The 12,548-nt window shown below is 46.1% G+C and carries 8 protein-coding genes and 1 pseudogene; all 9 read left to right on the forward strand.

Annotated elements, in window-relative coordinates; translation table 11 throughout:
• A pseudogene (locus R7R24_RS23585) lies at nt 1–71 on the forward strand (elongation factor Tu); the annotation flags it as partial.
• Between the two features lie 266 nt (nt 72–337).
• Nucleotides 338–718 carry a preprotein translocase subunit SecE gene (secE, locus tag R7R24_RS23590; RefSeq protein ID WP_005384680.1) on the forward strand — a complete coding sequence of 127 codons (381 nt, stop codon included), beginning with the start codon at nt 338–340 and terminating at the stop codon, nt 716–718.
• Nucleotides 719–731: 13 nt separating this feature from the next.
• Nucleotides 732–1,280 carry a transcription termination/antitermination protein NusG gene (gene nusG, locus R7R24_RS23595; protein WP_005384681.1) on the forward strand — a complete coding sequence of 183 codons (549 nt, stop codon included), beginning with the start codon at nt 732–734 and terminating at the stop codon, nt 1,278–1,280.
• Nucleotides 1,281–1,444: 164 nt separating this feature from the next.
• Nucleotides 1,445–1,873, forward strand: coding sequence for a 50S ribosomal protein L11 (gene rplK / locus R7R24_RS23600; protein ID WP_005384682.1), 429 nt, complete (start codon nt 1,445–1,447; stop codon nt 1,871–1,873).
• A gap of 4 nt (nt 1,874–1,877) precedes the next feature.
• Entirely contained in the window at nt 1,878–2,579 is a 702-nt protein-coding gene (gene rplA, locus R7R24_RS23605; RefSeq protein WP_005384683.1) for a 50S ribosomal protein L1, read from the forward strand.
• 293 nt (nt 2,580–2,872) lie between these two features.
• Nucleotides 2,873–3,367: a 50S ribosomal protein L10 gene (gene rplJ / locus R7R24_RS23610; protein WP_005382538.1), complete on the forward strand. Its 495-nt coding sequence runs from the start codon at nt 2,873–2,875 to the stop codon at nt 3,365–3,367.
• A gap of 57 nt (nt 3,368–3,424) precedes the next feature.
• On the forward strand, nt 3,425–3,793 hold the full coding sequence (gene rplL / locus R7R24_RS23615; protein WP_005382540.1) for a 50S ribosomal protein L7/L12: 369 nt from the start codon (nt 3,425–3,427) through the stop codon (nt 3,791–3,793).
• A gap of 252 nt (nt 3,794–4,045) precedes the next feature.
• Nucleotides 4,046–8,074, forward strand: coding sequence for a DNA-directed RNA polymerase subunit beta (gene rpoB, locus R7R24_RS23620; protein WP_005384685.1), 4,029 nt, complete (start codon nt 4,046–4,048; stop codon nt 8,072–8,074).
• Between the two features lie 104 nt (nt 8,075–8,178).
• Nucleotides 8,179–12,381, forward strand: a complete 4,203-nt coding sequence (gene rpoC, locus R7R24_RS23625; RefSeq protein WP_005382514.1) for a DNA-directed RNA polymerase subunit beta' — start codon at nt 8,179–8,181, stop codon at nt 12,379–12,381.
• Nucleotides 12,382–12,548: the final 167 nt, after the last annotated feature.

The raw sequence follows: 12,548 nt of genomic DNA on the forward strand, positions 1-12,548 counted from the left end.
GTCTACGTTTCGCGATCCGTGAAGGTGGCCGTACAGTAGGTGCTGGTGTTGTTGCTAAGATCTTCGACTAATTCATAGCGAATTAGCGATGCTTTCGGAAAATCTTGAATTAGATTTGACGAACCAGTAGCAAAAAGGGCATCATTTGATGCCCTTTTTCTGCACTCAACATTATTTTTGCTGTTTTCTTGTTCAGAAGTGGGTTGGGCGCAGAGCAAGATTAAGCAAAGAGGCTTAATCTTAAGAAGAGTACGCTGATTTTTTCAGCGATATGGAGTTTGCCCTGCAACAGCGGGGTTGTTGTCGTCTATATTAAGACTTGTAACAGGTTGGTTTTATGAAAGCAAATAATGCTGAAACTCCTGATAGCTCAAACGCAGCAGATACGTTTAAGTGGGTAGCCGCTTTCGTATTGGCAGCTGCCGCTGTTGTGGGTAATTACCTGTATGGTGAAATGTCTGTAGTGGTTCGTGCTGCAGGCGTTGTTGTTCTTATTGCAGCTGCCTTAGGCGTTGCAGCAACAACGACTAAAGGTAAAGCAGCGATCAGTTTTGCAAAAGAATCTCGTATGGAAGTACGTAAAGTTGTTTGGCCTACTCGCCAAGAAACCATGCAAACAACACTGATCGTTTTAGCTGTAAGTATTGTAATGGCTCTAGTGCTATGGGGTATTGACGGAATTATGGTTCGTCTAGTAGCTCTAGCAACTGGGGTATAGAGGGTTTTTATTCATGAGTGAAGCTCCAAAAAAACGCTGGTATGTGGTTCAAGCCTTCTCTGGATTTGAAGGTCGTGTAGCTCAATCTCTGCGCGAGCATATCAAAATGCACGGCATGGAAGAGCTATTCGGTGAAGTACTGGTTCCTACTGAAGAAGTAGTGGAAATGCGCGCGGGTCAGCGTCGCAAATCTGAGCGTAAGTTCTTCCCAGGTTACGTCCTTGTTCAGATGATTATGAACGATGAATCATGGCACCTAGTACGCAGTGTGCCGCGTGTCATGGGCTTCATTGGTGGTACCTCAGACCGTCCGGCACCTATCACGGATAAAGAGGCTGACGCGATTCTTAATCGTCTTGAGAAAGCGAGTGAAGCGCCTCGTCCGCGTACAATGTACGAAGCGGGTGAAGTGGTACGTGTTAACGAAGGTCCATTTGCTGACTTCAACGGTACTGTTGAAGAAGTGGATTACGAGAAGAGCCGCCTGAAAGTGTCTGTATCGATCTTTGGTCGTGCGACACCAGTTGAGCTTGAATTTGGTCAGGTTGAAAAGCTGGACTAAGACTCTTCGTCAAAGAGTATAAAAAATCACCTTTTTAGGGTTGTATAAGGCGCGGATTATGACTATAATTTCGCGCCTTTTTACTTCAAGTGAAGTAAAAAGTTTCTTACACAAACGGGGAGCTGATCCGCGATTAGCGTTTGTACCCAAACTTAGGAATTATCATGGCTAAGAAAGTTGAAGCTTACATCAAGCTACAAGTTGCTGCTGGTATGGCTAACCCTAGTCCACCAGTAGGTCCTGCACTAGGTCAACACGGTGTGAACATCATGGAATTCTGTAAAGCGTTCAACGCAAAAACAGAATCTATTGAGAAAGGTCTACCAACTCCAGTAGTTATCACAGTATACAGCGACCGTTCTTTCACGTTCGTAACTAAGACTCCACCTGCTGCTGTTCTTCTTAAGAAAGCTGCTGGCGTTAAGTCTGGTTCAGGTCGTCCAAACACTGAAAAAGTTGGTACTGTAACTGACGCTCAAATCCAAGAAATCGCAGAAACTAAAGCTGCTGATATGACTGGTGCTGACATCGAAGCGATGAAGCGTTCTATCGCTGGTACTGCTCGTTCAATGGGCCTAGTGGTAGAGGGTTAATAAGATGGCAAAACTAACTAAGCGCATGCGCGTAATCCGCGAAAAAGTTGACGTAACTAAAGAATACGAAATCAACGAAGCTGTTGCTCTTCTTCAAGAACTAGCGACTGCTAAATTCGTTGAGTCTGTAGACGTTGCTGTTAACCTAGGCATTGATGCTCGTAAATCTGACCAGAACGTACGTGGTGCAACTGTACTACCTCACGGTACTGGCCGCGAAATCCGCGTTGCAGTGTTCACTCAAGGTGCTAACGCTGAAGCAGCTAAAGAAGCTGGCGCAGACATCGTAGGTATGGAAGATCTTGCTGAGCAAGTTAAGAAAGGCGAAATGAACTTTGACGTAGTTGTTGCTTCTCCAGATGCAATGCGCGTTGTAGGTCAACTAGGTACTATCCTAGGTCCTCGCGGTCTTATGCCAAACCCTAAAGTTGGTACTGTAACTCCTAACGTTGCTGAAGCAGTTAAAAACGCTAAAGCTGGTCAGGTTCGTTACCGTAACGACAAAAACGGCATCATCCACACTACTATCGGTAAAGCAAACTTCTCTGCTGAGCAGATCAAAGAGAACCTAGAAGCACTTCTAGTTGCTCTGAAGAAAGCTAAGCCATCTTCAGCGAAAGGTACTTTCCTGAAGAAAGTAAGCATCTCTACTACTATGGGTGCTGGTGTTGCTGTTGATCAGGCTAGCCTGAACACTCAAGCATAATTTATTTGCTTAGGCGCAAAATTAGTGTATAATTTTGCGCCTAATATTTGTGGTTGGGGCTGAACTTTGGTTCTTTGAACTGTCTCCTAGTTCGAAATGAATTAAGACCCAGTCTCCGTCCAAGACCGTAGGTGTTTGTGTAAAAGCAAACTTAATTATCCTACGTAGATGGTGCCCGAACTGACAGAAAGCTCTATGTAATATAGTTAACTTTCTTCTGGGGAAGCACCTCAATAGCTCTCACTGTCGTGATGATAGTGAGTGGTGTAACGACAACCAGGAGTAAATCCAAGATGGCTTTAAACCTTCAAGACAAAAAAGCAATTGTTGCTGAAGTCAACGAAGCTGCCAGTGGTGCACTTTCTGCAGTTGTAGCTGATTCTCGTGGCGTTCAAGTTGGCGCGATGACTTCTCTACGTAAACAAGCTCGTGAAGCTGGCGTTTACATGAGAGTTGTTCGTAACACTCTTGCTCGTCGTGCGGTTGAAGGTACTGAGTACGAGTGTCTAACTGACACTTTCACTGGTCCTACTCTAATCGCATTCTCTAATGAGCACCCAGGTGCTGCAGCGCGTCTTTTCAAAGACTTCGCTAAAGAGAACAAAGATTTCGAGATCAAAGCTGCTGCATTTGAAGGCGCTTTAACTGACGCTGAAGTACTAGCAACACTACCAACTTACGACGAAGCAATTGCACGCCTAATGATGTGCATGAAAGAAGCTTCGGCTGGCAAGCTGGCGCGTACTATCGCAGCTATCCGCGATCAAAAACAAGAAGCAGCGGCATAAGCCTTGCTTTTTACTGGTTGCTTAATAAACTTATTGTTGACTTAAAAGAGAATTGTTATGTCTATTACTAACGAGCAAATCCTAGACGCAGTTGCAGAAATGTCTGTAATGCAAGTTGTTGAACTAATCGAAGCAATGGAAGAGAAATTCGGTGTTTCTGCTGCTGCTGCTGTTGTAGCTGGCGGCGCTGCTGCAGGCGAAGCTGCTGCTGAGCAAACTGAATTCGACGTAATCCTAGAAGCTGCTGGCGGTAACAAAGTTGCTGTAATCAAAGCAGTACGTGGCGCAACTGGCCTAGGTCTTAAAGAAGCTAAAGCTCTAGTAGACGGCGCTCCAGCACCTCTTAAAGAAGGTGTTGAGAAAGCAGAAGCTGAAGCTCTTAAAGCTCAGCTAGAAGAAGCTGGTGCAACTGTTGCTGTTAAGTAATTATTGCATAGTTTCTTAGCCTAACGGCTAATTGGCTGGTGGTTTTTTAACCACCGGCCTTTTTGCGCTGTAGGGTATAGGCGAATTTTCCCGCTGTTTAAGCGCCTGATATCCATGCAAAAAACATTTCATTCTTACGAAATGAAATGTCACTACAGTAAACAGCTATATTAGTCACTGTCCCTTACCCCCCTTAAGTAACTAGGAGCGGGCGGACAGTTTGGGTCACTTATCAGCGAGCTGAGGAACCCCATGGTTTACTCTTATACCGAGAAAAAGCGCATCCGTAAGGACTTTGGTACTCGTCCACAAGTTTTGGACATTCCATACCTGCTATCGATCCAGCTCGATTCGTTCGACAAATTTATCGAACAGGATCCTGAAGGTCAATACGGTCTTGAAGCCGCTTTCCGTTCTGTATTCCCGATTCAGAGCTACAACGGCAATTCTGAGCTGCAATACGTTAGCTACCGTCTTGGTGAGCCAGTTTTTGACGTTAAAGAATGTCAAATCCGCGGTGTAACTTACTCAAAGCCACTACGTGTAAAACTACGCCTAGTTATCTTTGATAAAGACGCGCCAGCAGGTACTGTAAAAGACATTAAAGAACAAGAAGTCTACATGGGTGAAATTCCACTCATGACAGACAATGGTACCTTCGTAATCAACGGTACCGAGAGGGTTATCGTATCCCAGCTGCACCGAAGCCCAGGCGTGTTCTTCGACAGCGATAAGGGTAAGACCCACTCTTCAGGTAAAGTTTTATACAACGCACGTGTTATTCCTTACCGTGGTTCATGGCTTGATTTCGAGTTTGATCCTAAGGATAACTTGTACGTTCGTATCGACCGCCGTCGTAAGCTACCAGCATCGATCATCCTTCGAGCATTAGGTAAGTCGACAGAAGAAATCCTAGATATCTTCTTCGAGAAAGTGAACTTCGAAGTGAAAGACCAAACTCTATTGATGGAGTTAGTTCCGGATCGTCTACGTGGTGAAACTGCGTCATTCGACATCGAAGCAAATGGTAAAGTTTACGTTGAGCAAGGTCGTCGCGTAACAGCTCGTCATATCCGCCAGCTAGAAAAAGATGGTGTTGATCACATCGAAGTACCAGTTGAGTACATCGTAGGTAAAGTTGCATCAAAAGATTACATCAATGAAGCAACAGGCGAGATCATTGTTAACGCTAACCAGGAAATCAGCCTGGAAGCACTAGCGAACCTATCTCAGGCTGGCCACAAAGCGCTAGAAGTTCTATTCACGAACGATCTAGACCACGGTCCATTCATGTCAGAAACACTACGTATCGACAGCACGGTTGATCGTATTTCTGCATTGGTAGAAATCTACCGCATGATGCGCCCTGGTGAACCGCCAACAAAAGAAGCTGCAGAAGCTCTATTCGAAAGCCTCTTCTTCTCTGAAGAGCGTTACGATCTATCGACTGTTGGTCGTATGAAGTTCAACAGCTCTATCGGCCGTGAAGATGCTCAAGAGCAAGGCACACTTGATGAAACTGATATCATCGAAGTGATGAAGAAGCTGATCGCGATCCGTAACGGTAAGGGCGAAGTGGACGATATCGACCACCTAGGCAACCGTCGTATCCGTTCTGTAGGCGAAATGGCTGAGAACCAGTTCCGTGTAGGTCTAGTACGTGTTGAGCGTGCAGTTAAAGAGCGTCTAAGCCTAGGCGATCTTGACGCAATCATGCCTCAAGACTTGATCAACGCGAAGCCAATTTCTGCGGCAGTTAAAGAATTCTTTGGCTCTTCACAGCTTTCACAGTTCATGGACCAAAACAACCCGCTATCAGAAGTAACGCACAAGCGTCGTATTTCTGCGTTGGGTCCTGGCGGTCTAACTCGTGAACGTGCTGGCTTCGAAGTACGTGACGTACACGTAACTCACTACGGTCGTCTATGTCCTATCGAAACGCCTGAAGGTCCAAACATCGGTCTGATCAACTCTCTATCTGCGTTTGCGCGTTGTAACGAGTACGGTTTCCTAGAGACACCATACCGTCGCGTTGTAGATGGCGTAGTAACAGACGAAGTGGATTACCTATCTGCAATCGAAGAAGGCCAATTCGTTATCGCACAGGCGAACGCTAAGCTAAACGAAGATGGTACTTTTGCAGATGAGCTGATCACAGCTCGTCAGAAAGGTGAATCTGGTCTACACCCTCGTGAGCACGCTCAGTACATGGACGTTGCGACAAACCAGGTTGTATCTATCGCTGCATCGCTTATCCCGTTCCTAGAACACGATGATGCGAACCGTGCATTGATGGGTGCGAACATGCAACGTCAGGCAGTTCCAACACTGAAAGCTGACAAACCGCTTGTTGGTACTGGTATTGAACGTAACGTAGCAGTTGACTCAGGTGTAACTGCAGTTGCTAAACGTGGTGGTGTAATCCAGTCAGTAGATGCTTCTCGTATCGTTGTTAAAGTTAACGAAGAAGAGCTAGTACCAGGTGAAGCTGGTATCGACATCTACAACCTGACTAAATACACACGTTCTAACCAGAACACATGTATTAACCAGCGCCCATGTGTGATGCCAGGTGAGCCTGTATCACGCGGTGACGTTCTTGCTGATGGTCCTTCAACAGACCTTGGTGAACTAGCGCTTGGTCAAAACATGCGTATCGCGTTCATGCCTTGGAACGGTTACAACTTCGAAGACTCGATCTTAGTATCTGAGCGCGTAGTTCAAGAAGACCGTTTCACGACTATCCACATCCAAGAACTGACTTGTGTGGCGCGTGATACTAAGCTTGGTTCTGAAGAGATCACAGCGGATATTCCAAACGTAGGTGAGTCTGCTCTGTCTAAACTAGACGAGTCAGGTATCGTTTACATCGGTGCTGAAGTTAAGGGTGGCGACATCCTAGTTGGTAAAGTTACACCTAAAGGTGAAACTCAGCTAACGCCTGAAGAGAAGCTACTACGTGCAATCTTCGGTGAAAAAGCATCTGACGTTAAAGATACTTCACTACGTGTACCTAACTCTGTATCAGGTACGATCATCGACGTTCAAGTCTTTACTCGCGATGGCGTAGAGAAAGACAAGCGTGCGCTTGAAATCGAACAGATGCAGCTTAAAGAAGCGAAGAAAGACCTAACTGAAGAATTCCAGATTCTTGAGGGCGGCCTTCTAAACCGTGTTAAAGCTGTATTGATTGAAGGCGGTTACTCTGAAGCGAAACTAGACACAACTGATCGTAAGAAGTGGCTAGAACTAACGCTAGAAGATGACGCACTACAAACTCAGCTTGAGCAACTTGCTGAGCAGTGGGATGAGCTAAAAGCCGACTTCGATAAGAAGTTCGAAACTAAGCGTCGTAAGATCACTCAAGGTGATGATTTAGCACCTGGTGTACTGAAGATCGTTAAGGTTTACCTAGCGGTTAAACGTCGCATTCAGCCTGGTGATAAGATGGCGGGTCGTCACGGTAACAAGGGTGTAATCTCTAAGATCAACCCTGTTGAAGACATGCCATACGATGAGAAAGGTCAGCCTGTAGACATCGTACTTAACCCACTGGGTGTACCTTCGCGTATGAACATCGGTCAGATCCTAGAAGTACACTTAGGTCTGGCAGCGAAAGGTATCGGTGACAAGATCAACCAGATGGTTAAAGAGCAGCAAGAACTAGCGAAATTCCGCGAGTTCCTACAAAAAGTTTACGATCTAGGCGACACTCGCCAGAAAGTAGACATTGCTTCTCTATCTGATGATGAAGTACGTACTCTGATCAAGAACTTGCGTGGCGGTCTACCAATCGCGACTCCTGTATTTGATGGCGCTCCAGAAGAGTCAATCAAAGCACTTCTTGAGCTAGCAGATCTACCAACATCAGGTCAGTTAACACTGTTTGATGGTCGCACAGGTGATGCGTTTGAGCGTCCTGTAACTGTTGGTTACATGTACATGCTGAAACTGAACCACCTTGTTGATGACAAGATGCACGCTCGTTCAACTGGTTCGTACAGCCTAGTAACTCAGCAGCCACTAGGTGGTAAAGCTCAGTTCGGTGGTCAGCGTTTCGGTGAGATGGAAGTATGGGCACTAGAAGCATACGGTGCTGCTTACACGCTACAAGAAATGCTAACGGTTAAGTCGGATGACGTTAACGGCCGTACTAAGATGTACAAGAACATCGTAGACGGTAACCACAGCATGGAACCTGGCATGCCAGAATCGTTCAACGTACTGTTGAAAGAGATCCGCTCGCTAGGTATCAACATCGAGCTAGAAGACGAAGAGTAATCCTTTTCTCTCTTGATGAAAGTCGAGAGAATCAAAGCGATTATTTGGAAGAAGGTGCTCACTTTAGCAAGTGAGCTCCTTTTAACTCCTTACAGGAGCTGATTGTGAAAGACTTATTAAACTTTCTAAAAGCACAGCATAAGACCGAAGAATTTGATGCAATCAAAATCGGTCTATCTTCACCAGACATGATCCGTTCATGGTCTTTCGGTGAAGTTAAAAAACCTGAAACGATCAACTATCGTACGTTCAAACCTGAACGCGATGGTCTGTTCTGTGCGCGTATCTTTGGTCCAGTTAAAGACTACGAATGTCTTTGTGGTAAGTACAAGCGCCTGAAGCACCGTGGTGTTATCTGTGAGAAGTGTGGTGTAGAAGTTACACAAACTAAAGTTCGTCGTGACCGTATGGGCCACATTGAACTGGCTTCACCAGTAGCTCACATCTGGTTCCTAAAATCGCTACCGTCTCGTATCGGTCTACTAATGGATATCCCTCTACGTGATATCGAACGCGTTCTGTACTTCGAAATGTACGTAGTAACAGAGCCTGGTATGACTGATCTAGAAAAAGGTCAGATGCTTACTGAAGAAGAGTATCTAGATCGTCTAGAAGAGTGGGGCGACGAGTTCACTGCTAAGATGGGTGCGGAAGCTATCAAGGACCTACTAGGTTCTATGGATATGCACGCTGAAGCAGAACAAATGCGTGAAGAGTTAGAGACAACAAACTCTGAAACTAAGCGTAAGAAAGTAACTAAGCGTCTTAAGCTGGTAGAAGCGTTCATCGCATCGGGTAACAACCCTGAGTGGATGATCCTAACTGTACTTCCAGTACTTCCGCCAGATCTACGTCCTCTAGTACCTCTAGATGGCGGTCGCTTTGCGACTTCTGATCTTAACGATCTATACCGTCGTGTGATCAACCGTAACAACCGTTTGAAGCGTCTTCTAGAGCTAGCTGCTCCGGACATCATCGTACGTAACGAAAAACGTATGCTGCAAGAGTCTGTTGATGCGCTACTAGATAACGGTCGTCGTGGTCGTGCGATCACAGGTTCTAACAAGCGTCCTCTGAAATCTCTTGCTGATATGATCAAGGGTAAACAAGGTCGTTTCCGTCAGAACCTTCTAGGTAAACGTGTAGACTACTCTGGCCGTTCTGTAATCACAGTAGGTCCATACCTTCGTCTACACCAGTGTGGTCTTCCTAAGAAGATGGCACTTGAGCTATTCAAACCATTTATCTACAGCAAGCTAGAGACTCGTGGTCTTGCGACTACAATCAAAGCTGCTAAGAAAATGGTAGAGCGTGAAGAAGCGGTCGTTTGGGATATCCTAGACGAAGTAATCCGTGAACATCCAGTACTATTGAACCGTGCACCGACACTTCACCGTCTAGGTATCCAGGCGTTCGAACCAGTACTGATCGAAGGTAAAGCGATTCAGCTACACCCACTTGTTTGTGCGGCGTACAACGCGGACTTCGATGGTGACCAAATGGCGGTTCACGTACCTCTAACTCTAGAGGCACAACTTGAAGCTCGTACTCTGATGATGTCGACAAACAACATTCTGTCGCCAGCGTCAGGTGATCCGATCATCGTACCTTCTCAGGACGTTGTATTGGGTCTGTACTACATGACTCGTGAAAAGATCAACGTGAAAGGTGAAGGCATGTACCTTTCTGGCCCAGAAGAGGCTGAGAAAGCATACCGCACTAAACAAGCTGAGCTTCACGCACGCGTTAAAGTACGTATTACAGAAACTGTTGTAGACGAAGACGGCAACAGCACTACAGAAACCAAGATGGTAGACACCACTGTTGGTCGTGCAATGCTATGGCAAATCGTGCCAGCTGGTCTACCGTACAGCATCGTTAACCAAAAGCTAGGTAAGAAGCAAATCTCTAACCTACTTAACGAGGCGTACCGTAAACTAGGTCTGAAAGACACAGTAATCTTCGCTGACCAAATCATGTACACAGGTTTCGCATACGCGGCACTTTCTGGTGTATCTGTTGGTATCGACGATATGGTTGTACCAGCAGCTAAGTACACTGAAATCGCAGAAGCGGAAGAAGAAGTACGTGAAATCCAGGAACAGTACCAATCAGGTCTTGTTACTGCGGGCGAACGCTACAACAAAGTTATCGATATCTGGGCATCGACCAACGACCGTGTTGCGAAAGCAATGATGGAAAACCTTTCATCTGAAACGGTAGTTAACCGTGACGGTGAAGAGGAACAGCAAGAGTCATTCAACAGCATCTATATGATGGCGGACTCGGGCGCTCGTGGTTCTGCAGCACAGATTCGTCAGCTTGCGGGTATGCGTGGTCTGATGGCGCGTCCAGATGGTTCAATCATCGAAACGCCGATCACAGCGAACTTTAAAGAAGGTCTAAACGTACTTCAGTACTTTATCTCAACGCACGGTGCTCGTAAGGGTCTTGCGGATACGGCACTGAAAACAGCGAACTCGGGTTACCTAACTCGTCGTCTAGTAGACGTTGCTCAAGACGTTGTTGTAACTGAACATGACTGTGGCACTCACGAAGGTGTCGACATGATGCCTCACATCGAGGGTGGTGATGTTAAAGTTGCACTTTCTGAGCTTGCTCTTGGTCGTGTTGTTGCTGAAGACGTACTAAAACCTGGCACTGAAGACGTTCTTATTCCACGTAACACCCTGATCGATGAGAAGTGGTGTCAAATCATGGAAGAGAACTCAGTAGACAGCATGAAAGTGCGCTCTGTAGTAACGTGTGATTCTGACTTCGGTTGTTGTGCACAATGTTACGGTCGTGACCTAGCACGTGGTCACCTAGTGAACCAAGGTGAAGCAGTGGGTGTTATTGCTGCTCAGTCTATCGGTGAGCCAGGTACACAGCTAACGATGCGTACGTTCCACATCGGTGGTGCGGCATCGACAGCAGCGGCAGAGAACAGTGTTCAAGTTAAGAACAACGGTTCTATCAAGCTACACAACGCTAAATCTGTATTGGCTGATGACGGTAAGATCGTTATCACTTCTCGTGCGACAGAGTTAACTATCGTTGATGAGTTTGGTCGTACTAAAGAGAAGCACAAACTGCCTTACGGTACGCTACTAAGCAAAGGCGATGGTGATACAGTTCAAGCTGGCGAAACAGTTGCAAACTGGGAAGCGCACACACTACCTATCATTACTGAGGTAGCAGGTCGCATCCAGTTCGTAGATATGATCGACGGCGTAACAGTATCTCGTCAAACGGATGACTTAACTGGTCTATCTTCAAGCGAAGTAACTGACCCAGCAGCTCGCCCTTCAGCAGGTAAAGATATGCGTCCAGCTATCAAACTTGTTGACGAGCAAGGTAACGATGTAATGATCCCTGGTACTGATATGCCAGCTCACTACTTCCTACCTGGTAAAGCGATTGTGAACATCGAAGATGGCGCAGCAGTAGGTGTTGGTGCAACACTAGCACGTATTCCTCAGAAGTCTGGCGGTAACAAAGATATCACCGGTGGTCTTCCACGAGTTGCTGACCTATTTGAAGCACGTAAGCCGAAAGAGCCTGCAATCCTTGCTGAGCACACAGGTACTGTGAGCTTTGGTAAAGAGACGAAAGGTAAACGTCGCCTAGTGATCACACGTGAAAGCGGTGAAGCTTACGAAGAGATGATTCCTAAGCATCGTCAGTTGAACGTATTCGAAGGTGAAAAAGTTGAACGTGGTGACGTGATCGCAGATGGTCCAGAGTCTCCACATGACATCCTACGTCTACGTGGCGTACACGCGGTAACGCAGTACATTGCTAACGAAGTACAGGAAGTTTACCGTCTACAAGGCGTTAAGATTAACGATAAGCACATTGAAACTATCGTTCGTCAGATGCTACGTAAGTGTACTATTACTCACTCTGGTGACTCTGAGTTCCTACCTGGTGAGCAGATTGAATACTCACAAGTTAAGATTGCTAACCGTAACCTAGAAGCTGAAGGCAAAGAGCCTGCACGTTTCGAACGTGAACTACTAGGTATTACTAAAGCATCTCTAGCGACTGAGTCGTTCATCTCTGCGGCATCGTTCCAGGAGACAACTCGCGTACTAACAGAAGCTGCGGTTTCTGGTAAGCGTGATGACCTACGTGGTCTGAAAGAGAACGTAATTGTTGGTCGTCTGATCCCAGCTGGTACTGGTTTCGCATACCACCAAGAGCGTCAAGCTAAACGTTCTGAAGCGCAAGATGGTCCTTCTGCTGAGCAAGCAACGGATAACCTAGCGGCACTTCTAAACGCTGGTTTCTCTTCTGAAGAGTAAGTCATATAACGAGTAATCGTTAAAAGCTTAAGAAAAAGGCACCTTCGGGTGCCTTTTTAGTTTTTTATACTGCTTTGTTCTTCCGGTGGGATTTTCGATAAAGCTAGAAACAAAAAAGACCGACGATGATCGTCAGTCTTTTCTCTCACTCTATTTCTGAATGTTTG

It is taken from the genome of Vibrio sp. 704, from assembly GCF_033339295.1.

Bases quoted from the DNA above. Each gene is read 5' to 3' on its own strand.
- rplJ (WP_005382538.1), top strand. From the start codon at position 2,873: ATGGCTTTAAACCTTCAAGACAAAAAAGCAATTGTTGCTGAAGTCAAC.
- rplA (WP_005384683.1), top strand. From the start codon at position 1,878: ATGGCAAAACTAACTAAGCGCATGCGCGTAATCCGCGAAAAAGTTGAC.
- rplL (WP_005382540.1), top strand. From the start codon at position 3,425: ATGTCTATTACTAACGAGCAAATCCTAGACGCAGTTGCAGAAATGTCT.
- rpoB (WP_005384685.1), top strand. From the start codon at position 4,046: ATGGTTTACTCTTATACCGAGAAAAAGCGCATCCGTAAGGACTTTGGT.
- rplK (WP_005384682.1), top strand. From the start codon at position 1,445: ATGGCTAAGAAAGTTGAAGCTTACATCAAGCTACAAGTTGCTGCTGGT.
- secE (WP_005384680.1), top strand. From the start codon at position 338: ATGAAAGCAAATAATGCTGAAACTCCTGATAGCTCAAACGCAGCAGAT.
- nusG (WP_005384681.1), top strand. From the start codon at position 732: ATGAGTGAAGCTCCAAAAAAACGCTGGTATGTGGTTCAAGCCTTCTCT.